The sequence below is a fragment of the Segatella copri genome, assembly GCF_949820605.1.
Taxonomy (GTDB): Bacteria; Bacteroidota; Bacteroidia; order Bacteroidales; family Bacteroidaceae; genus Prevotella.
In genome coordinates, this window is record NZ_CATKVU010000006.1 from 3,256,693 (window position 1) to 3,279,934 (window position 23,242).

Genomic DNA, 23,242 nt, shown 5'->3' on the forward strand with positions numbered 1-23,242 from the left:
TATTTTTTATAACTACAAGTCGCCGTTTTCATCGTCTATAGACGATAAAATGTAATACAGAAATTACTTGAATGCGCCAGCATCAGCATCGTAGTTGTTGATGTTCTTCCGGATGTTCTTCTTCTTTCCGGAGAAGAAGTTGTAGCTGACACCCAGCATCAGCATGCGGCGATTATCCTTGATGATGTGCTGTTCCGTCTGGTTCATAATCGGATTGTCGAACGACAGGCTCTCGTACTTGGCAGGAGCAAACATCCACATGCCATAGAGCGAGAAACGCCAGGCTCCCTTCTGATAAAAAGCAGAGAATTCGCTCTTAGGCTCATCCGCCTTGCGATAGTCCAAGACTGCCATCTTCGAAGGAATATTTCCCTGGTAAGATGCTCCCCAGTTTCCCTTCCGGAAGTTGATGCCATATTTGAAAGGACTCCACCAGTAGCAATGGCGACCATAGGAATTGCTGATTACCTCCCGTTCAAAACCTCCACCCACCATCAGTTTAAAAACCTCGTTCTTGAACGGCTTGAACTGAAGATAATAGCCTGTGCCATAACGCCAATAGAAACTGCCGTTTTCATAGGTAGAAACTATGCTGCGCTTGTCGTTCACCGTGGTCCAATAATAATAAGGTGTAATTACCTTGTCATTATAGATTCCATAAAGTGCTACTTGCAAGTAGAGCATCGCATCATTATAGGTGTATCTGAATATCGGTCCCCATTCCATCGTAGCCTTTACATTCGGGTTGCCCTGCTTCATCAGTCCAGGGATGACAATCGTCATGTTCTCGCTCAATGTTGAGATGGCGGGGTAATTGATGCCGCTGGATGATAGCAGCTGCAACGAACCGTTCTTTAGCTTATAAGATAAATACAGCAACGGAAGAATATAGTTGTTGTTATAGGTGAAATCCTGATAGCTCTGGGTTCTCCACGTGCTCTTTACGCCTATGCGATAGGTAAACTTGCCGATATGGTTCTGGTATTGGGCATAAACCGTATTGATCTTGATGCATGAAGAATACTTGGATGGTTCATAGCCGGAAAGGATATTGCGCACATTATAGTCGCTCCACTTATTCCAGGTATAAACTCCTGCCGACAGCTCTCCCTGCTCCCATTCTTTGGTATAATCTGCTTCTCCTATCAGGGAGTAGATGTGACTTCTGGAGTGCATGTCATCATCAGTCAAGATACTATCCTTGTCGGAAGTCCATTGCCGGTTGAGCATTTGCTGCCTGGTGTTGAAGTAAGAGCCGAGCAAGTCCACATCGAGTGTCTGCTTATGGGCAAACTGCTTGCTGAGATAGAGATCTACTGCTGGCTTCACGTAATCTACAATATCCTTTGTGTTTCCGAATCCATCCTTCCAAGCCTCGTTTCCTTGCGTTGCAACCTCGCTATTTCCCCGGTTGAACTTATGTGACAATTCTGGCGAAAAGGTGACCTGGAAGGTTACGTCATCTGGCTTGCTGTAAGCATACTTCAGGTTGAACTTGTTGTCGGTATAGCCAAAACGTTTGTGCAGATGGTAATCATAGACAGCCTGTTGGTTGTCAAGCGTAAAGGAATACTGGTTGTCTTCTATCCAGTCACGATAGTTTCTCACGTTGATGCTGTAATCGAAGGAAAACTGATGATTGCCCTTATTGTACTTGAAATACACATTGTCATCGCTAAACCCTGTGGTCAAGGCACTGGACACATCAAAACCGGTAGTATAACCCGTATCAAGCGGCTTGGTAATGATATTCATCAAGATGCCCACATCGCCGTATCTGATAGGAGGATCTTCGTAGTATTCCACCTTCTTTATTTTGTTGGCGGCAATAGCCTTCAAGTCGTTCTCGCTCGTCATCGGCACGTTGTTGATGAGAATCTTGATGGATTTGCCGGTCATACTGGATGTCTTGCCGGTCATCGGATCGGTATAGATTCCCGGGAGTGTTCCCAGGAGATCCTGTGAATGGCGTGAGTTCCTGATCTGTTCGTCAGAGAATGTATAAGAGGCATGGTCGCCGTGGTCGATACGCAGCTTGCCCTTTACTTCCACCTTGCCCAGTTGATAGGCATTCGCCTGCATCCTCACATTTCCGATGCGGGCAATAGGTACCAGCTTGCAAATCGTCTTGTAGCCTACGAACGAAACCTTCATAAGGGCCTGCTTCTGTTGGCAGGGGATGACGAAATCGCCATTGGCGTTGCTCACGCCTCCACAGAGAAAGGAGGAATCCTTCGGGTTGAGCAGCTGGATGTTGGCGAATTCTACAGGAAGATTGTGATTGTCTATCAGTCTGCCTATCAGCTTGCGCTCGCTCTTGCGTATGCACTCCACGGTGATGAGGCTGTCGCCCACGGTCATCTGCATCGGATAGAAACCAATTACCTTGCGGATGGCATCGGGAATATTGGCTGTCTTCACGTTCTGGGTAACTGTGAAGTCTTCCAGTTCGTTGTAGATGAAGCTGATTTTATAGCGCTTGGAAGCCTTGTCGAGGTCGATGAGGACGTCCGACATGCTGCGGTCGTGATAGTTGCGCTGGATGTACTGTGCGCTCATCGCCAGGGCGAACGTGCACAGCAGGAATATGATGGCTGAAAATCTTCTCATAATGATGTTGCTTTTTATTTGTTATTTCACAATCAGCTCGTTTTGTTGCAATTCGATGTTTACATTCTCGAATTGGTTCAGTTCTTTTACGATGTTCTCGATGCTCGAATGACTGTTCCATTCGTAATAGAGGCGGAGGGTCTTGTCCTCGTTATTCTCAAACTTCACTTGTAAATCATAATAAGAAGCAATCTCTGAAATCATCTGCTCGAAAGCCACATTCTCGAAAGTCTTGTGAATGGCTGGCTTTTCTGGTTTCGGATGAGTCAGGGAATCCTTTGCTGCTACCTGCTTTGCGGAATCTGATTTTATGACTTCCGGATGAGTATCAGCCGTTACCTGGGTTGGTTCCTGGCTGCGTTTGATGTAAGTATGGATTGCGGCAAAGGCAATACCCGAAATCAAGACAAAGCCGGCGATGGATGCAGCCAGCTTGCGCCAGGAAGTTATAGGATGAGTTGCTTTTTCCTGAAGTTGATGCTCCTGGCTGAATTTCTCCCATTCCTCATCTACATTAATAATAGGAGAGGGGCTTTCAAGTGCAGAATCCACTTCCACCATCGTCTGATAGAGTTTTCGGCATTCCTCATCCTGCAATATTTCACGAATCTCCTCATCAGAATACTTCTCCTGATGGTCGATGATATCCAGTATTTTTTCAAACTTGTCCATAATAAATCTGCTAAGGGTTAAACTTTTGCTTTAATTTTCTGATGCCTTGCGCCAGATGCTTATAAACTGCCACTTCGCTGATGCCCAATTCCGTAGCAATCTCCCGATATTTCAGTTTCTGCCGAAAACGGAGATTGAGTACCTTGCGGGTTTGTGGCGTGAGTTCAGTATCCATATAAGCCTGAATTGCCTCGTACTTTTCGGTCTCCTTGTCTATTTCGGCAATCGTCGCTTCCAGGGGAGCTATCGAAGGCGAAGTATCGGCTTTCAGAAGATGATGAACCCGGTCTTTCATCTTCTGTCGGCTCAACAGGTTGAGGCATTTATGGCGCACACACACCAGAAGATAGCTCCCGGCGTTAGTGGAAGGCAGGGGCGAATCGCTGGCTATTGTCTCGTTATCAAGACCCAGTTGGGTCTTTCCGTCGAGCACATCGGCAAAGACTTCGCTCACCACATCCTTGCTGGCTGCATCGTCCTTCAGAAGTACCCTGGCCAATTGGTACATCCTCAGATAATGCTGCCGGAAGAGCTGTTCTATCGTTTCTTTGTTTATTTGCATTACTTTATTTTCTTTTCTTTTGCCTATATTACAATCGAATTTTCATTTTCCTAACCCTTAGCAGAATATTTTTAATGCAAATTTTTAAAACCCTTAATTCCGCAACACTATATTTAACATTATTTATAAGTGCCTGTGCAACAAAAAGTTACCCAGGATTTTGCCATGTCAGAATTTTCACTTACCTTAGTGTTGCGAAAAGAAGACAAGCAAAACTCTAATATGACATGGCAAAGATACAAATAAAATCTGAGAAACTCACTCCTTTTGGGGGAATTTTTTCGATTATGGAGCAATTTGATGCTCTTTTAGCTCAAACCATAGATTCCACCTTGGGATTGAGATGCACTATGTTTGGTTATCAATATAGCGAGATTCTACGCTCTCTGATGTGCGTATATCTTTGTGGTGGCTCATGTATTGAGGATGTTACAACTCACCTGATGAAACATTTGTCTCTTCATCCAACTCTTCGCACTTGCAGCGCAGACACCATATTACGTGCTATCGAAGAACTGACTTTTAAGAGCATCACCTATAAGTCTGCTTCTGGCAAATCCTATGATTTCAATACTGCAGACAAGATGAACTGCTTACTGGTCAATGCCCTGCTTGCTACTGGTCAATTGAAATCCGGTCAAGAGTATGATTTTGACTTTGACCATCAGTTCATTGAAACAGAGAAGTATGATGCAAAACCAACCTACAAGAAGTTCTTGGGCTATAGTCCAGGCGTAGCTGTCATTAACGACATGATTGTTGGTATTGAAAATAGAGACGGCAACACAAACGTACGCTTCAACCAAAAAGAAACTTTGGAAAGAATCTTCAAGCGATTGGAGGCTTCGGAAATATATATTTCTCGTGCCCGCATGGATTGCGGCTCATGTTCGGAGGAAATCGTAGATATGGTAGAGGCTCATTGCAGGCATTTTTATATTCGTGCCAACAGATGCTCTTCTTTCTACGATTCCATGTTTGCCTTAACTGGATGGAAAACTGTTGAAATCAACGGTATTGAGTTTGAGTTGAATTCTATCCTTGTTGAGAAATGGAAAGGAAAACCGTATCGTCTTGTCATACAGAGACAAAGGCGAATAGATGGAGACCTTGACATTTGGGAAGGCGAATATACCTACAGATGTATACTGACTAACGATTACAAGTCGAGTGCAAGAGACATCGTGGAATTCTACAATCTTCGTGGTGGCAAGGAACGCATCTTCGATGACATGAACAATGGCTTTGGCTGGAATCGATTGCCAAAATCGTTCATGGCACAGAATACTGTATTCCTGCTTATGACAGCTCTCATCAGAAACTTCTACAAAGCTATTATGCAGAGATTGAAAACCCATGAATTTGGATTGCGTGCCACCAGCAGAATCAAGACCTTTGTTTTCAAGTTCATCTCTGTTCCTGCGAAATGGATTAAGACATCACGTAGGCATGTATTGAACATTTACTCAGACAACAATGCTTATGCCAACCTGTTCAAGACAGACTTTGGTTAAAGACCATGCTTTTCTGGTTAAACCAGCGTATTACCTCAAGTCGCTTTATGGGGTAAGGGGATTTTGTGTCTGCGACATTTCTGTTGTGCAAGAAATATGTACAATAAAATGAATTTTGTCGCTTTGCAAGCAAAATCCCACTAAACCCTATAGGTTGCGGATTTGAGGAAAACGTCAAAATTACCCTATCGGACTTGCTCCTTCTTCAGATGCTTATAAAGCCACAGGAAGGCGGGAATGAGGAAGAGATCTGCCATGACCCACGCTACAGGATCGCCGAAGCAGACACCCGTCCATGCCAGGGCAGGCACCAGCCAGAGACTCACGCCGCATCTCGCTATCATTTCCATTACGCCACTCAGCATCGAGAGATTGCTGTAACCCAACCCCTGGATGCTGTAGCGCAGGATGGTGAGCAAGCCCAGACAAGGATAGAAATAGTTGGCTATGCGCATAAACTGGGCAGCATAAGTCACCACTTCTGCCTCGCCCTTATCCACGAAGAGCATCATCATCTCGTCGGCAAACGGATAGATGAGCAGGAAGGTGAAGACGAAATAAACCAGCATCATCCTGATGGCAGCCCTTACGCCCTGACCGATTCTATCCAGCTTCTGGGCTCCCAGGTTCTGACCGCAATAGGTAGCCATCGCCACTCCGATGTTCTCGAATACGCAGGTAAAGAGATATTTGATGCGCATAGAGGCAGTAAATGCAGCCACATAAACCGTTCCCAGGGCGTTGTTGGCACTCTGGAGCATGATGAGGCCGATAGCGGTAATAGAGAACTGCAGCCCCATTGGAACGCCGTTGTTCAGCAGAATGCTTACCTTTTTATTATCAAATTTCCTTTCCTCACCCTTCGGAATCAGAATCTGCATCTTCTTCTTGATAAACCAGATACAGAGCAGCACGGAAATTCCCTGAGAAAGCCAGGTGGCAATACCTGCTCCCTCTACGCCTAGTCCCATACCGAGAATCAGAATGCCATCTAGAATAATGTTGATAACGGAAGCTGTGATGAGAAAATAGAAAGGCTGTTTCGAGTTGCCCAGAGCACGGATCTGACCGGAGAGCAGATTGTAGGCGATAGTGAAAGGAATCGCCGCAAACTGCAGCATCAGGAAGATGTAGGCGTCATCGAACACCTCCTTTGGCGTATTCACCAGATGTAGAATCTTTCCGCAGAAGATGCAGGAAAGAAAGGTGATGACCACGGCAAACACCACGGCGATGCGGATGCTGTTGCTTACGTAAGCCCGCATCTTGGCATAATCCTTGGCGCCGAAAGCCTGGGCGACAGGGATGGCAAAACCGGCACAGGAGCCGTTGCAGAAGCCCATGATGAGGAACATGATGGAGCTGGATGCGCCAACAGCCGCAAGTGCTCCTACGCCAATCCATCTTCCCACGATGGCGGCATCGATAATGAGATACATCTGTTGAAGGATGTAACCCAGGATTAGTGGAATCGCAAATTTGATGATGGCTCGCAAAGGCGAGCCTATAGTCATGTCGTTTGTTGACTTTGAACTTTGAGCTTTGACCATTGAACTTTATGATTAGTTTTTGTTATCCTAAAAATATAAGGAGGATGCACTCTTTATTTGAGTGCATCTCCAATCTTCTGTTTGATTTGTGCCATTTTGTTGCGGCGTTCGATGGAGAAGGTATCTCCGTGGGTTTCCACATAATCGAAGAGCATGAACGCCTTGTTCAGGAGTTCGTCTCTTGCGGGCTGTCCCACCATATCTGCCTCGTGATAATAGAGTTCGGCAAGCATGTCCATCTTGGAGAGTCGCTTCTCCTCGTCCTCTATTCCTGCCATCGCCTTCATCACGTCCTCAATGGTGGCGATGCTGTAGAAGGCGTAAGAACCTACGTATTGATTGTAGAGTTCCTTAATCTTCTCACGTCTCACCTCCACCTCTTTCTTTTCGAGCATTCTTTCGAGTGCCGCCATAAACTCGCGAATCAATCGCTGTATGTAGTCTCGTTGTAGCATAAAATAGTCTTTATTTTATTCGTTGTTGTTGATAGCCTCCACATACTCCCACAGTTTCTTGTAGAAAGGATGTTTCGTCATCGTGTCCTTGTTGCCCAGGATGATGAGTTTCATTCGGGCTCTCGTCATCGCCACGTTCATGCGGCGGAGGTCTTTCAGGAATCCAATCTGTCCCTCGTCGTTGGAACGTACCAGGGAGATGAGGATCACGTCTCTTTCCTGCCCCTGGAAACCATCTACCGTATTCACGCTGATCAGGCGGCGGTAAGGCTTGAAGAACTCATACTTCTTGATGAGTTTCTTGAGATATTGTACCTGGGCACGGTAAGGCGAAATGATGCCTACATCGATTCTTTCCTCCAAAACGCGCTGCTTGCCTATCTTGGTGAAGTATTCCGCCAGGGTAAGCAGGGTAAGCTCGGCTTCTGCCTTGTTGATGCGTCCGAAACTCTCGCCCACAAACTGCTCCTTGAAGTTCAAATCTGAATTCTGATTGGCTGCAGAAGCTGCAGATGAGGCAGATGCAGAATCCTCGGGAGCATCTTCCCCCTCTATGGTTATCTGATTCTCCTCGTTTGAAGTATCAATCCATGTTATCGGATGGTCATAATCCAATACGCTCCGGTATTTGATCTGTGGCGCACTCTCCACCTTGCCCCCGTAGAACCAGTCGCTGGAGAATCGCATGATTTCATCGTTCATGCGGTACTGAATCTTCAGCAGGGTTACTACTTCCGGCTTGTTTTCGGCGATGCGCTCCATCAGGGTCTTGCCCAGTCCGGCTCTTAATGCCGCAATACTCTTTACGGTAGGCGGCAACTGACAATGGTCGCCTGCCAGAATCACCCGGCTGGCTCTCTTCATCGGAATCCAGCAGGCAGCTTCCAAAGCCTGCGCAGCCTCGTCGATAAAGAGGGTACCGAACTTCATGCCTTCCAGCAGATGATGGGCTGAGCCTACGAGGGTACAGGCGATGACACGCGCCTCGCCAAAGAGTTCGCTATTGATGCGGAGTTCTATCTCGGCAGCACGGCTCTTCAGCCTGTCCATCTTCTGATGATAGTTTTCGCTACCCTTCTTCCTGTTCTTTCTTAATTCCCTGATTGCCTTGCGGATTGCCCAAAGTTGAGGGTAATCAGCATGGCTCTCAAAGCGGCGCTCGTAGGTGAAGCCCAGCATCTTGTCGTTCACGCGGGTCGGGTTTCCGATACGGAGCACGTTGATGCCTCTATCCACCAGTTTTTCTGAAATCCAGTCTACCGCCATATTGCTCTGTGCACACACCAGAACCTGGCTCTCACGCATCAGGGTTTCGTTGATGGCTTCCACCAGGGTTGTAGTCTTTCCGGTTCCCGGAGGTCCGTGAACGATGGCCACATCCTTCGCCCAAAGCACCTCGTTCACAGCCCTTTCCTGGGTAGGATTGAGCCAAGGGAACTTCATCGGTTCGAAGGAAAATCTTCCTGCCTTCTGATGGGAATAGAATAAATCGCGGAGATAAGCCAGACGGTTGTTCTTCGCCTTCATCACGCGGTCCAGGGCCTCGAACATCAGCTTGTAGCTGGTTTCATCAAAGGATAGCTGTACGCCGATAGGATCGGTTGACTGCTGAAGTTCGAGCAGAGGGGCAGAATCGGGTACGGTAATCACCATTCTGTCGCCATCCACATAACTCACGGTTCCGGTAAAGGAGAAATATTTAAGTGAAGAACGAAGAGTGAAGAACATGACGGGGCGACCGAACTCAAAATTGTGCTCGATATCCTGGTCAGAGGTTCGGAAAACCTCTATGGCTGTCTGGTTCAGCGAATTATAAAAGCTCTTTCCCACCTGTAGCGGGAACCAGGCATCACCTCGTTTCACCTTCCGCTGCAAGCCCATCTGTTCGGTAAGCTTGCGGAAGGCTTCTTTCTCGGTATAATACTCCAGCTGGAGCAGGGTGCGTTGCTGCAATAATGCCTGAATTGGTGAAATCTGTTCCATATAGGGTGCAAAAGTAGCGTATTTCTGCCGAATATGGAAAGAAAAAGAGATAAATATGTTTAAAGTTCCTGCTTTATTTATCCCAAAGCTGATAGTCGATTACCTTATTGTCGTTGGGCTGAATGCTGTCGCTTGCCGAAGATGCAGGTTCTTGGGCATTCTTCTCCAGATGATAATAACTCCCGGCCAGGGCTGCCAGTAGGGCGATGATGAGGGCACAGAGCAGGAGCAAGGCGTGGCGGTAACGGGGCGTACAGGACAGGCGCTGGCGCAATTGGGTGATGTTTTGCGGACGGCTTTGCGGGTCGCGGCAGCTACAGATTTCTGCCATCTTGCTGAGCGCCTTATCGCCCGTAGCCTTGGCCATGTCGCCCAGAACCATGCCCAGAGAATAAATATCGGCACGCGGTTCAGCCTTGGCAGCTGGTAGCATCTGTTCGGGAGCAATATAGCCCGAAGTTCCGGCTGGCGATTTCAATACGCAGAAAGAATCGCTATCCGAGAGACCGAAATCGATGAGCTTCACGTTCTGTCCGTTATGTGTAATCATGATGTTGGAAGGCTTCAGATCGCGATGAATCATCTGTTTGTTGTGCATGTATTCCAGCGCATCCATCAGCTGTCCTGCTATCTTGCGGGCGAGTTCTGCCGAGAGGGCATTCTTCTTGATGAGCTGCTCCAGATTATCGCCGTCAATATATTCCATCACCACTACCGTGCCCAGGTTGTCAACCTTTTCCAGGTCGATGGTACGGCAGATATTGGGATGTTCCAGCTGCTGGCCTATTTCAAACTCCTTGGCGAGTGCCTGGCGGTAAATAGGGGTGTAGAGAAAATCGTTCTTGAGACATTTCAACATGAAACGCTTGCCGTATTTGGTGGCTGTAAAGATGCGTGTATGGCCCGAAATAGACACGTAGCATTGGTGGAGATTGCTGAATGCATCCTCCACAGGCAAGGGGTTTGAATTGCTCATCTCCTTGCTGATATCCTCGGTAAATCCCGATGTCGTTTTCTTCTTCTTTTCTTCAGTTTCTTCCATGCTCACGGATTCCTCTTTTTCTTGATTACTGTTATTTTATTTCTCGTTGATGCTGATGACGGTAAGTCCGCCGTTTCTGCCGGCTACGAACGAGGCAGTACGCTCGCCGCCACGCTCGATGTAGGGCAGGAAGAGGGGCTGCTCCTTGATGAAACAGCCTGTTACGAAGCGGTCGCCAGGCTGCAGCTTGCTGTTCTCTGACTTCTCTATTTCATAGGTGCTGTCGCCCAGATAGCGGAGCTGCAGCAGACGGTTGGGACTCCAACCGATAGAAACAAGAGTACCTTCTTGTAAATCACTACTTACCAGCTGGTTTGCCTTGAAGAAGGAACTGTTGTACTTGGTGCTTGTCTTGAGCCAATGGGTAAATTCCATGTAGTTCCGATGACCGATATATTGGGAAAGCACATCGAGGGTTACCATGCGTGGCTTGTGATTGTCGCTCACATAACCATAGAGTCGTTTGAGGGTGGATGGCGAAATAGTTCCACATGTTTTCTTATCCAGATAGAGTGAAAACTCTTCGAAGTCGGTTGTCGTGGCAAGAATCTTGCCGTATTTCTGTTCTACGAGCGATTTGAGCTCTTCTATTTCGGGTGTTGTCATAATTTATCTTTTAATTATATGATTCTTCAACATTTTTATTCTTCTACTATATGGGTGAATTTACCCCATATTTTATGGTTCTGATAGCTCTTTTTCATGCCTGCAGGCACGTGGAGCACGCAGGTGGCGAAGAAGCCTTCTACCTTGTTGGCGAAGGCGTTTTCTTCGCAGTAAGGAATCATGGAAGCTGAAACATAAAGGTCGGTAAGCGGACTTTCGTCGAAGGCGTAGTTGCTGATTTGTTCTGTGTTGGCTCCCAGATACACTTTCGTGAGTTTCCGGCAGCCTTGGAAAACGCCTGTAGGAATCAGCTTGATGCCTGCCCCAAGATGTATTTCCTTTATCTGACTGTCCATGAAGGCGCCTTGACCTAATGTTTTGACGTTGTCTGACAGATAAAACGCCTCGATGCTGCATTCCTTGAAGGCGTAGGCGCCAATGGAGGTAAAGGCAGAAGGAAGGGTGTATTTGCCCTTCTTGCCCATCGGAAACCAGACGATTTTGTCGCCTTCTGCATTCAGCAGTACGCCGTCCTGACTCTTGTAGTTAGCGTTGGCAGGCGAAACCGTAAGGGCTTCGAGCGCCGTGCATCCGCTGGAAGGGAGAATGCTGCCTGCTGAGGCAGGAATCTCTATCTCGCGGAGCGAAGTACAATCGGCAAATGCATCTTTCCCGATGGTGGTTGCATCGGCTGGGAGAACTACGTGGGTGAGCTTCTCGCAACCGGCAAATGTGCCTTGCACAATCTGGTTTTCTGCAGCTTCGTGATGATAAGGACCTACCATTCCGCCTGCTGCGAGGTGAACGTCGGTAAGGTCTATATCCGATAGCTTGCCGGGGGTGACTGCGTTATCGTTGTCGCGCCCCATCATCATTCTCATACAGCTGAGGTCTTCGCCGTTCAGGGTTCCGGCTATGCTCAACTGGGTGTATTCGTAAAGATGATTGCCCATCAGCTGGGTCAGTTCACCTGTTTCGTTTAGCGTAATGGCGTCGCTCGTATCATATTTGATGGCGGTTCCTATGGTTTCTCCTACCATATTCCGGGCGAAAGGCTGGAATTCGTAGTGGGCATTCCGCTCCAGATTTCCGATGCGCAACTTGATTTTTCCCTTCTTTCCGTCAAAGTTTTCTACGATGCATTTCTGCTTGTTCTCCGGCTCGCCGGTCAGATAAACGTAGCATCCGGTTTCGGTCATCGGTTCGCCACCATCATCGGTTATTTCGTAGCTTACGAATGCGCTCATCGGTCCGTGACTCAAGAGTGTAGCCGACGATAGTTTCGGACTTATATTGGGCTGGGTGGTGAAACTCATCATGTTGCTGGTTGTGGTTGTTCGCCCGTTGTTGCCCTGCAGCATATAATAATAGGTAGTGCCCGCTTTGAGTCCCGTCAGAACCAGCGAGACGTCAGCTCCCTGGGCATGAACCTCGCTAGTATTGAGGTTCATGCTCTCCGAAGTGCCGTATCTGAACAGGAGTTTCGGCATTTCTGTTTCTCCCTCTATGGTAGCTGATCCGTTGAGGGTAGCCTCTGTTCGGGTGATGTGGGTCGCCTCTGTGGTTATCAGGTGCGGCTCCAGATAAGCAGGCTTATCGCTATTGCTGCAACCTGCCATCATCATGTTTCCTATCAGGAGGGCAAGAAATCTGATGCTGCGTAATATGCTTTTTATGTTCATTTCTTACTTCTTTTGTTTTCCGATTTTAATACCTATGCCGATGCTGCCCTGCCATTGTTTTCCGGCGATGGTGATGGCTGAGGCTGCGATGCTCACTCTGTTGAACGAGGCGAGCACACCCAGCTGGGCTGCGAAGCCTTTGTGGGTAAGGTCTTCGTTGAGCAGGTATCCGCCTCCGCTGCTCTCGGTCTGCTGCCAGGCTGTAGCGGCTTTGCCGTAGCCTACGCCTTCGAAGAGGCAGAAACCATGCGTGATGTGGTGGATGGCTCCAGCGGTAAAGGTGTAGTTCTGGTGGCGTGTATTGCCTGTATAATAAGGTTTGATGCTGCTGCCCGGCGTGAAACCTTCTTTGTTGCAGGTTCCCTCTGTGCTGCCTATGCTCTTGAGGTTGCTGCTGGCATGGATGAAGAAGCCGTGGCGGCGCATCAGGGCGAAGAAGAGACCATAGGACGGTCCGTCTTCATGAAGGGATAGCGTGGCGAGTGTGTAGAGGGCGAGTGGCATCTTCTTACGTACTTGTGGGATGGCAATCGTATCTATTACCGTCTTTACTTCTACGATGGTGTCGTGCTTCTCCTGGATGATAGGAGTAGGCTTGGGCAGTTTCAGTTTCAGCTCGTAGGTCATTCTGCTTTCCAGCGGTTTGCTGAACCGGTAATCGCGGAGCACGCCCCATTCAGGATGCTTGATGGTGAGCAGTTTGGAGCCTTTAGGAAGATAGAGCCAGATTTCGCCCACTTTATCTTTTCGCGATACGATTCCGAGCGGGGTGGAGAAGGCAAAGTCGGAGGGTGCTTCTACCTTTACCAGGGCGCAAGGCTCATCGTTGAGGTCGCGCACGGGGGTAATAAAGGCACTCACGTCGTTGGGCAACAGGCGGAAACCTGCTACCGAAAACTCTTGTGCCTGAACGGATGCTGACCACAGGCTTAATATGAATAAGAGTATCGTGAGTCTGAAACTCCCAACTCTTAACTTCTCACTCCTAACTGCCATCATATTATTCTAAATTAAAGTCTTGTATACTGATTACATCGTCTCCGCTATGTACGGTTCCTGCCGGTTGCCAGGTGCGCACGTGGATGAGTGGCATGGACGGATTGCGGAAATCCCAGAGCAGAAAGAGATAGCCGTCGTCTGCGTAGCGGTCGCTCTTGTATTGCTGCCGGAGGGTGACGCCGTAAATGCCGTCCATCGTAGGATGGCGCATGATGCGGAATCCCGAGAATTTCAAGTCTATCTTCTGGTTGACTGTAAATACCTTCGCCAGTCTTGAAATATAGTCTTTCTTCGAGTGAATGGCGTAGGTTACCTTTGCTTCAGCCTGACACTTGTTGTCGTTGGCTACTGGTTTTATCACGTTTCCTACGATGATGAGTGCCTTGTCGCTAAACACCTGTTTCAGGAAATCTAGATCCTTGGTGGTATAGGCTGTGCGGAAATGTTCGCAGTAGTTGAGGATGGTATGGCAGCGTCTGGCATCGGTCTCTGTGAGTTTACCCTGCATGATTTTCGAGGCTTCCTTGTAGAAAGGATTCGACTGTGCCATCGTCTTGAGATTTACCTGCGAAAGATAGCTGGTCTTTCCTGCTTTTGGTGCATTCGCTTGCCTGCTTGCCTGTTCTTCCGGTTGGTAATCAGCCGCACTCTTCGTGCCTTCTTCCGTCTCTCCGTTCATCAGCATCTGCGCCTGCTGCCTGTTGGCTTCCGGAACCGCATTTTTATTGCCTTCTGTGAATACTACCATACCCTGGCGGTCGATAAATCCCTCTCTCTTAGAGTTTTGCTCGCGAAACCGGAGCTGCCCGTTGCGGAAACGGGTGTCTAGCAGACAGCCACGCAAAGGGATGGTAAACAGCTCGTTACCGTCTGCATCTTCTACCACGTATCGCTTGCCTTTCGCGCCGTTGTCCTGTTCTACAAGTTCCAGTCCTTCGTTCACTCCGTATCGGATTTCCTGGCAGTCGCCTTTATAAACGGCAGAGGGCAGCAGCCACAAGGCTGCCACCCATCCTCCGAGAAGGAGTGCTAGAAGGGATAATATCAATACCGTCTTCTTCATTTATAATTCTCTGTATTCTTATCATTCATAGCCCTTCGGGAGAAAGGCTTTCTTATTTATTTCCCCCAGTTCTGAATCTCGCCGCCTATCTCTATCTTCACCTGGTCTGGGTTGTCAGAAATAATGAAGTTGACAAGATGTTCGGTTCCGGGTTTAAACTGGAATCTGCTCTCGTAGAGATAACTTACACCTTTCATTACCACCTCGATGAGTGGTCTACGGTTTTCTATGCGTTGAGGCACGATGATTGCCGAGTAGATGTAGTCGCTCTCCTGATGGGCGATGATGCTCTGCTGGGTTCCTTTCACATAACGGGTTGCCACGCCTGCCTGAAGGTCGATGGTGGCTGTAGGTACCGTGCTGTGGATGGTTACCTGGGCATGGGTAGGCATGTCTCCCTCAAAGTCTTCGCCCTTGATCAGACGTATCTTGAGCTTGCTCATGATATGCTTGAAGTTGAGGCTGATAGGGGAGTTGGATGCCTGGATGTCCTTGCTGGTGGCAAAGAGCAGGTCGCTTGCCTCGTAACCGCCGGGTGCAGTTGCCGTCTTCGGGGTACTCTGGTCGAGGGCTACGCTGAAAGGCTGGTCTGTCGTGCTGCTTACGCCTTGTATGTATGGGTAGTAAGCGTAGGCGTTGTAGGTGCCTTCGTCCCAATAGAGGGTGCGGGCGGCTTCCCATTTGCTGCCATCGTAGGTGAGCGCTTCGTTGTTCACGAGATTGCCGCCTATTTCGAGTGGAGCCTTGCTTTCTGCCACGTAGAGACCTATCTTGTCGTTTGACTCGAAACTGGTTGCCGTGGCACGGCTCTGGCCGGGATAGTTTACGGCAAAAGTCATCGGCGTAGATTGGGCATCCTTGTAGCGGGAGGTTGTTTCCACCTCCTCGCTACATGAAACCATTCCTAATATAGCCAACGCAAAACTGGCGTATCTTATTATATGTTTCTTCATTTTTTTCTTGTTTTAATGGTCCATATTCTGATTTACCTTGCCCTCGCTCTTAGCGATGCTTTCTAACCTTTGCCATTTTCAGCGGACTGCCTTTATGGAAGACTGGAGCATGCTGGTAGGTTCCGGATGTGCGTTGGTCGCCATTGCCGCCGAAAGCACGGCTCTCTACGATTCCCGCATCCCGCTTGTCGTTCTTAACGAAGTCTTCGAAACTGTAGGTTTCTCCGGCATAAGCCTTGATGCGCTTCACGATACTCTCACGGCTGATGGTGCTGTAGTAAGGAATATCGTTGTTCATGCAGGAGTTCGGCTCCGAACGGAATACGCCTCGGTTGTGCATGTAGCCTCCCTCGTAAATGTCTACGATGTCGCTATATCGGTCGTCGAAAATCAGATGACTCCAGCCTACGCTATGCATCTTGCCGGTAAGTTCCAGGTTGTCGTACCAGCCGAGCGACTTGGCTCCGTTGAATTCAAGAACGTGACCACAGCAGGTACAATCGCAGAAATCAATGAAGGCGTTGTGATAAATGTACTCATCGCCCAACTTTCCGAATCCGTGTCCGCCTGCCTCATGCTGGATGACGCCACGGGTATCGAGTGGATAACCATAGGTACTCTGAGGACAGAAGGCAATAGCCGAACCATCTTCCCACATCTGGCAGATGCCACCGTAATCGGTAGAATTAGGAACCATGATGATCAGGGTCTGATTCAGATTGCCCTTGTTGACAGTTGGAGCGCCCAAAGCATAATCGAATACTTCGTCATAATCAGCCTTCAGTCCTACGCCACCGGTAAAGGTGGTGTTGAATCGGTTGTAGCGGATGGTGTTCACGGTTCCCACGCCCGATTCCGTAGAAAGCGGAATGGCGGTATAGACGTTGAAGTAATCACGGTAAGTCTTGTAAGGTTCAATACCAAAGAAATACTCCACTTCCTGCTTGATATCCTTCAGATATTTGCCGCTGGCAATATCCTTTGCATTAAAGCCGTCGCCGAGCAGCACGATATTGATTCCACCATTATTGCCCTTGGTAGCCTTCTGCAGGGTAATCCATTCGTCCTCGCCATATTCATAGCCATATTGGGTAACGCTACATTCGTGGGTATAGTCTTTGTCTTTCAGGCGGAATACCACCTTTCCATCACGACTATCAGCATTCTTAGCCATTCCATTGATAGTCAAAGTAACTTCTGTTTTCTTGTTGCCGCTGGCAGGAGAAACCTCGCACCAGTCTGGCTTGCTGGCTACTTCCCATTCGCCTTCTGCGTTAATTACCAGTTTCTGCTTATGCTCCGTGCTTAAAGCGCAGGCTACAGATGGTCGGCAAACGAGCTCATGGTGAGCTGCGATGCGCTTGAAGTCTTTCCAGCCGCTGGCTGCTTGATACTGAGTGATGGCTGATTCTGGAACTTCAAGGGTGAAGTTGTCCTTGGCTACGCCATTGAAAGCTCCGCTCTCAATATGGGCAGGCATCGTTCCTTTACATATAATGGAATTTATACCATAGCATTCATTGAATGCGCCTTGGCGAATGGTCTCCATAGATTCTGGAAAGATGATGCCTTCCAGCATTTTGCAATTGCTAAATGCGTTTTCTCCAATGCTCTCTACTTCTTGTGGAATGTCAAGAATTCCCATCAATCGCCAATTGTAGGCAAAAGCATTGCTACCGATATGGGTAAGGGTAGATGGTAATGTTAACGTTCCAGAAAAATCATTGTTACAGAAGGCGTTTTCTGAAATGACTTTTAGACTTTTTGGCAAGTGTAATTCGCCTTTGAAATGGCAGTTAGCAAAAGCATCGTTTGCAATATTTGTTATACCATCATGTAAAGTTAGTGTTCCGTTAAAACCACAGTTATGAAATGCTTCAGATGGAAGTGCTGTAATACCTTGTGGTATTGATAATGAACCTGTGAATCCAGAACAATAGCTAAATGCACATACTCCCATTCTTTTAAGCTTTGCTGGTAATCTTAGTTCTCCATATAATCCACTACATCCAGAGAAACAATAACCTCTAATCATCTCAAGATTATCTGGCAAAATAAGGTTTCCAGTTAGGTTCTTGCAACCTTGGAAGACACCTCCATAGTAATCTGTTCCTTCATCTTGATTATCGTCTTCTCCTTCATTTCCTAATTTGCGAAGAGTAGATGGAAGTGAAAGTGTTCCGTTGAGACCTGTGCAACCATTGAATGCTCCTCTTTGAATGTCAACAACACCTTCTGGAATAATCAAAGATCCGGAAAGGTATTTACAACCATAAAAAGCATTTGGACCAATAGACTTTAATGTGTCAGGTAAGACCAAACGTGTTAAAGATTGACTTCCTGAAATGGATGAGTTCCAATAGAAAGAACTGCCAGGAATTTGGTCGTTTTCATTAATGTTATTTGTCGTTTCAGCTCTACCCCATGCTTTGATACGTACTTCTTTCAAATTCAATGCTGACAAACGTGTCATCGAGTCTCTCATAAAGTAAAAGTCACGAGCATCAATCTGTCCTGTAATCTTGAGATTTCGAACCTGAGTATAGTCCTTATTAGCCGCAGTAATGGCTTTCTTCAAACCTCCAGGAGTAGAGTTGATGACAATATACTCCTTCGCCGTAGCATCATGACTTACCAGATCATTCTCCCAAGGAGTAATGCTTTCGCTTACCAAAGTCAGCTTGTAAGCGCCGCTTCCGATCTGCTTATCTACTTTGATACCGAAGTTCATCATCTTGCCTGCCACATAGGTAAGAGCCTCGTTCTTAGTGAACTTATAAGGTACGCCGCCGATGGTGATGCTGAAGAGGGTTGTGCCGGCTGCCACGGTTTGAGGAACCACGATGGTGCGCCACTCGTCGTTAGTACGAGATGGGATGGTCATGTTGTTCTCTACAGCACCTGCAGTCTTGATTTCGCCAGTAGAAAGGTTGATGCTTGCCTTGCGGGCTACGTTGGCTGTCAGGACAATCTTTTCCAGATTCGCCCATTCGCCCTCGGCAAAACCGGAACCCTGAATCAGGGTAACACGGGCATTAGACATGCGATGTGCCATAGGCAAACGGATTACGCTGGTGGTAGGAGCCACATCCGACACCTTGCCCCAGAGAAAATCGCTCGCTTCGTAGCCACCCATTTCGCCATTCTCGGTAGCCTTGCTCTGGTCTTTCTGTACTTCAAACTGATAATCCTCTATGCTCTCAGGGTTGGCAAACGGATAGTAACCATACACATCAATATGTGTATGCTTGTCTTTCCAGAAAAGGTCATAAGCGGAGTTCCACTTATAGTTAGGCTCATCGAAAGTGTGGCGCACATTATCGCCACGATTGCCATTTACCTTCAGGGTTCCAGGCTTGTTACCCTCGTAATCTACGATGTAAACGCCCATCACGTCGCCGTTGCAAAAACCGTTGTCGTTGACGCGGGTTACGGCAAGCTGGTCGATATCGCCCGAGAGTTGGATGCGGTTGCTGTCGTGCTGCTCGGTCTTGTCGCCGAAGAAGTCATCGCTACAGCCTGTCAGAAGTATGGCTCCTGCCGCAAGCAGATATAATAAGGTATGTTTTACTCTTTTCATAAATAATTCGTTTTGGGGAGATGACTTTTCTCTAGAAGAAAGTTCATCTCGTATTATTTCTAGGATAGAAAATCGTCTGTACTTTTTTATTCGGCTGTACCACCATAGTCGATACCGTCGTCTTCCCACTTGCTGATGTTTACATTCACGCCGTTGCTGGTCTTGCTGAGCGTAACGGTAAACTTATGCATCCTGCCAGCCTCGAAAGCGGAAAACTTGGATGACTTAGGAAGATTGAAATCTCTGCCGTCAACATTTACGGTAATGAGATTTCCTTCGCCTACGGCTTGCGGAATGATGAGCGCCTTGTAGCTGTTGCCTTCTTCCTTGAGCGGAATGATGTCTGTATCATCGCCCTTGGCTGTTACTGCACCTGTAGAAAGATTGGCTGTAGCCTGTGTCTTCAGGCGGTTGATCTTTACGCTAATCTTGGCTGCAGCAAGCGAAGCCTCTGTAAATCCGTTTCCTGCCACGAGTTTGATAATCATCTGGCTCAACACGTGCTTGGCTTCTATCTTTACGGCGCTTTCTGAAGGTGTCGCATCTGTAGTCTTGCCTATCAGAAGTTCGCTAGCCTTGTAGTTCTCGGTTGTACTCTGGTCTGCATTTATAGTCCAAGGCATCGCCTCTATGTTGCTGATAGAGCCTGTATATGGATAATAAATGTAGAAATCGGCGTGGGTGCTGTTGTCTTTCCAGTAGGTTGGAGTTGCAGCCTTCCAGGTTCCATCATAGATGAATTTCGTGTTGTCTATATAGTTACCTGTCGTTTGGAGTGTTGCGGCAGAGCCGTCGGCTTGATGGCTGACGACAAACAGGCCTATCTGGTCGCCCGCTTCGAAAGCCAGATCTGTAGCACGGCTTATCGAAGTGCTGATGTTGATAGGTACTTTTGCTGCAGGGGTAGGCTTTTGTGTCGGGTCCAGTTCGGAACTGCCACCTGAACATGCGGTTAACGCGAGTAGCATGCTCCCTACGATTGCTAGATGCTTCTTCTGTTTCATGATTTCTTTGTTTTATATGATTACTTTTCCTAGGTGTATCTGGAACTGTCAGTTTCATTTACTCTGCAAAGGTATGAAAAAATGTGGTATTATGCAAGTTCATAATGGTCCATATATGGAAAAAGTTGCCAAACAACATATTTTCAGAGGGTAAACGGAGGGTGAACTCAAAGAAAAAAGGCAGTTTCCTGCTTGTTGGAAACTGCCTTTCTCTTAAAAGTGATGATTGTTTCATCTGTTTTATCTGATGATTTTCATTACATCTTCTATGCTGCGATTGAATGGTCCGTTGTGCTCCAGTTTGATGGTACACATGGCTGCCGCAAACTTGCCGGCTTCTACCGGATTGGCTCCCTGCAGGCGCTTGTAGAGATAGCCTGCCGAATAGGTATCGCCGCATCCGGTAGCATCTACTACTTCATGAGGAGGATAGGCTGGAATGTCGTAGAACGTATCATCTACATAAACCAGCGAACCCTCGCTACCCAGGGTGATGATCACTTCGGCTACGCCCCAGGCATGAATCAGCTTGGCGGCTTCCTTCGGGGCCTTCAGTCCGGTAATGGTCTCCATTTCGGTCTCATTCACCTTCAGATAATAGGTGTTCTTGAGCACATCGAGCTTGTCCTTCCAGTCGATGGCGTAAACTTTCTCGTCTCTCACCTCGCGCAGATATCCCTGCACATCGATGGAAACTTTTCCCTTCTTGGCAAGAAAGGCAACCACTTCTGGCGAGAAATCATCACTCAGCAGACTGCCCAGGTGGAAGACCTTGGCCTCTACATGCTCCAGCTGCTGGATGGTGAAAGGATCTGCCTTGGCAAGCACACGCTGCTTACGGTCGTTAGGATTATCGCCATAAATATTCTCGAAGAAAACCGTATTGCGCGATGGGTTCAAGGTGACGTCTATTCCTGCCTTGAGCATCTTTTCAACCGGTTCCTTCTCGGTAGGATCCATCGCCGTAATGAGCGAGAAACTTACATCCTTTGGCAATTGGTTGATGGCGTAGGCAAAATAAAAAGAGGTGCCGCCAGCCATGTAAACCGTACTGCTCGGGGTCACGATTTTATCCTTTGTTACGTGCCCAATACAACAAATATCTTTCATTCTTATTACATTTTGCGGATGCAAAGGTACTGCAAATCGGGAATAATACAAAAAAAAATGAGAATTATTTTGTTTTGTTCGCATTTTAATGTACCTTTGCATCGAGAAAAAGCAATTTTTAAAATATTATCTAGAATAGATATAAAGAAACATCATGTGGTTTGATAATTTAATCAACGTGCATTCGGCGGTGCAAGGCATCGTCATCCTGTCTTTGATTTGTACTTTGGGTCTTGCTCTCGGCAAGATTCATGTCAAAGGAATCTCCCTTGGCATAGCCTTCGTATTCTTCGTGGGTATTATAGCGGGACATCTAGGGCTCTCTATTGACCAGAACATGCTGGAGTTTGCAGAAAGCTTCGGCCTTACCATGTTTGTGTATGTGCTGGGTCTTTATGTGGGTCCTAACTTCTTCGGTTCGATGCGTCACGAAGGCATTTCGCTCAATCTCTGGAGTCTGGCTGTCATCCTGGTGGGAACTTTGTTCTCGCTCGGCTTGTGCTGGATTTTGCCAATCAGTCTGCCTGATATGATGGGCATCCTGTGTGGCGCCACAACCAATACGCCTGCCCTTGGTGCTGCCCAGCAGGCGTTGCAGCAGTTGGGCTTGCCTAGCGAAGGTGCGGCTCTGGGCTGTGCGGTTACTTATCCTTTGGGTGTTGTGGGCGTTATCCTGGCGATGATGCTCTTGCGCAAACTCTTTGTGAAACCGGAAGATCTGGAGATTCGCAATAATGATGATGACGACCATACGTCTATCGGACAATATGTAATCGTGAATCCTGCCCTGAACGGCAATACCATAGCAGAGATTACGATGATGACGCATCGCAAGTTCATCATCTCCCGTGTGTGGAGAGGCGAACAGGTGATAGTTCCTCAGGCTGATACGGTTCTTCATACGAATGATAATGTGCTCGTGGTTACCAATAAGGAAGAGGTCTCGGCGATGCAGATTCTCTTCGGAAAGAAGGTGGATAAGGAGTGGAATAATGATAAGGTAGACTGGAATGCGATTGATGCGAAGGTAGAAAGCCGCATTATCGTTGTTACCCGTCCAGGACTGAACGGCAAGCGTCTGGGCAGTTTGCAGATGCGAAATTCCTATGGCGTGAATGTGAGCCGAGTGCTTCGTGGTGATATCCGTCTGCTTGCTACAGATGACCTCCGTCTGCAGTACGGCGACCGACTGACGGTAGTTGGCGACCCTACGAGTATCGACCATGTAGAACAGTTTCTGGGTAATACCGTAAAAACCCTGAACGAGCCGAACCTCGGCGCTATCTTCCTCGGAATCATTCTCGGTCTTGCCGTAGGAACCATTCCTCTGGATATTCCTGGAATGACGGCTTCTGTGCGTCTGGGTATTGCCGGTGGTCCTATCGTAATGGGTATTCTGATTGGTGCGCTGGGGCCTCGTGTGCATTTCATCTCTTACATGACGCGAAGTGCGGGTCTGATGCTGCGAGAACTGGGTCTTGCCCTCTATCTCGGTTGCCTGGGATTGGCGGCTGGTGGACAGTTCTTCGAGACGGTAGTCCGTCCGGAAGGTTTGATGTGGGTAGGCATCGGTTTCCTTATCACGGTTGTGCCTGTGGTTATCGTAGGTCTCATCATCCTGAAGACCAAGAAGTATGACTTCGGCAGTATCTGCGGAATCCTCTGTGGAAGTATGGCGAATCCGATGGCGCTTACTTACGCCAACGAGACGCTGGATGGCGATACGCCAAGTATCAGTTATGCTACGGTTTATCCGCTCGGCATGTTTATCAGAGTGGTGATAGCTCAGGTTATCGTGATGTTCTTTGTCTGATGTTACGATGTTTTCATCTGTTTCTGCGGAATCTGTCATCCGCA

Annotated in this window: 17 protein-coding genes; 2 read left to right on the forward strand and 15 right to left on the reverse strand. The window is 47.7% G+C overall.

Annotated features, from left to right (window positions below):
- Positions 1-63: 63 nt before the first annotated feature.
- The 3 genes from RCO84_RS14555 to RCO84_RS14565 are packed head-to-tail and all read right to left on the reverse strand — an operon-like array spanning position 64 to position 3,844.
- On the reverse strand, positions 64-2,610 hold the full coding sequence (locus RCO84_RS14555; protein WP_317585469.1) for a hypothetical protein: 2,547 nt from the start codon (positions 2,608-2,610) through the stop codon (positions 64-66).
- Between the two features lie 21 nt (positions 2,611-2,631).
- Complete coding sequence (locus RCO84_RS14560; protein WP_264951989.1) at positions 2,632-3,282, reverse strand: DUF4974 domain-containing protein; 651 nt, start codon at positions 3,280-3,282, stop codon at positions 2,632-2,634.
- A 10-nt stretch (positions 3,283-3,292) separates the two neighbouring features.
- Positions 3,293-3,844: a sigma-70 family RNA polymerase sigma factor gene (locus tag RCO84_RS14565; RefSeq protein WP_264905766.1), complete on the reverse strand. Its 552-nt coding sequence runs from the start codon at positions 3,842-3,844 to the stop codon at positions 3,293-3,295.
- A 227-nt stretch (positions 3,845-4,071) separates the two neighbouring features.
- Between RCO84_RS14565 and RCO84_RS14570 the strand changes: the two genes are divergently transcribed.
- Positions 4,072-5,358, forward strand: coding sequence for an IS1380 family transposase (locus RCO84_RS14570; RefSeq protein ID WP_200756500.1), 1,287 nt, complete (start codon positions 4,072-4,074; stop codon positions 5,356-5,358).
- Positions 5,359-5,543: 185 nt separating this feature from the next.
- Here RCO84_RS14570 and RCO84_RS14575 read toward each other — a convergent pair whose 3' ends face one another.
- From RCO84_RS14575 to RCO84_RS14630, 12 genes are all read right to left on the reverse strand, one after another.
- A complete protein-coding gene (locus RCO84_RS14575) occupies positions 5,544-6,908 on the reverse strand; it encodes an MATE family efflux transporter (protein ID WP_317585470.1) in 1,365 nt (454 codons plus the stop codon).
- Between the two features lie 53 nt (positions 6,909-6,961).
- Positions 6,962-7,363: a hypothetical protein gene (locus RCO84_RS14580; RefSeq protein ID WP_317573041.1), complete on the reverse strand. Its 402-nt coding sequence runs from the start codon at positions 7,361-7,363 to the stop codon at positions 6,962-6,964.
- 15 nt (positions 7,364-7,378) lie between these two features.
- Positions 7,379-9,346, reverse strand: coding sequence for an AAA domain-containing protein (locus RCO84_RS14585; RefSeq protein WP_317585471.1), 1,968 nt, complete (start codon positions 9,344-9,346; stop codon positions 7,379-7,381).
- Between the two features lie 73 nt (positions 9,347-9,419).
- Positions 9,420-10,388, reverse strand: a complete 969-nt coding sequence (locus RCO84_RS14590; RefSeq protein ID WP_317573042.1) for a serine/threonine protein kinase — start codon at positions 10,386-10,388, stop codon at positions 9,420-9,422.
- Between the two features lie 36 nt (positions 10,389-10,424).
- Positions 10,425-10,994, reverse strand: a complete 570-nt coding sequence (locus tag RCO84_RS14595; RefSeq protein WP_317573043.1) for a hypothetical protein — start codon at positions 10,992-10,994, stop codon at positions 10,425-10,427.
- Positions 10,995-11,029: 35 nt separating this feature from the next.
- A complete protein-coding gene (locus RCO84_RS14600) occupies positions 11,030-12,676 on the reverse strand; it encodes a leucine-rich repeat domain-containing protein (protein WP_317585472.1) in 1,647 nt (548 codons plus the stop codon).
- Positions 12,677-12,679: 3 nt separating this feature from the next.
- On the reverse strand, positions 12,680-13,675 hold the full coding sequence (locus tag RCO84_RS14605) for a hypothetical protein (protein ID WP_144153611.1): 996 nt from the start codon (positions 13,673-13,675) through the stop codon (positions 12,680-12,682).
- Between the two features lies 1 nt (position 13,676).
- Entirely contained in the window at positions 13,677-14,738 is a 1,062-nt protein-coding gene (locus tag RCO84_RS14610; protein WP_317585473.1) for a hypothetical protein, read from the reverse strand.
- A 56-nt stretch (positions 14,739-14,794) separates the two neighbouring features.
- Positions 14,795-15,691, reverse strand: coding sequence for a fimbrillin family protein (locus RCO84_RS14615; RefSeq protein WP_218459399.1), 897 nt, complete (start codon positions 15,689-15,691; stop codon positions 14,795-14,797).
- Positions 15,692-15,740: 49 nt separating this feature from the next.
- Positions 15,741-19,271 carry a fimbrillin family protein gene (locus tag RCO84_RS14620; RefSeq protein WP_317585474.1) on the reverse strand — a complete coding sequence of 1,177 codons (3,531 nt, stop codon included), beginning with the start codon at positions 19,269-19,271 and terminating at the stop codon, positions 15,741-15,743.
- An 86-nt stretch (positions 19,272-19,357) separates the two neighbouring features.
- Entirely contained in the window at positions 19,358-20,275 is a 918-nt protein-coding gene (locus RCO84_RS14625; RefSeq protein ID WP_317585475.1) for a fimbrillin family protein, read from the reverse strand.
- A 240-nt stretch (positions 20,276-20,515) separates the two neighbouring features.
- Entirely contained in the window at positions 20,516-21,385 is an 870-nt protein-coding gene (locus RCO84_RS14630) for a PfkB family carbohydrate kinase (RefSeq protein ID WP_287850186.1), read from the reverse strand.
- Positions 21,386-21,539: 154 nt separating this feature from the next.
- On the opposite strand from RCO84_RS14630, the gene RCO84_RS14635 reads away from it, so the two are divergent.
- Positions 21,540-23,198 carry a putative transporter gene (locus RCO84_RS14635; RefSeq protein WP_118190213.1) on the forward strand — a complete coding sequence of 553 codons (1,659 nt, stop codon included), beginning with the start codon at positions 21,540-21,542 and terminating at the stop codon, positions 23,196-23,198.
- Positions 23,199-23,242 lie beyond the last annotated feature (44 nt).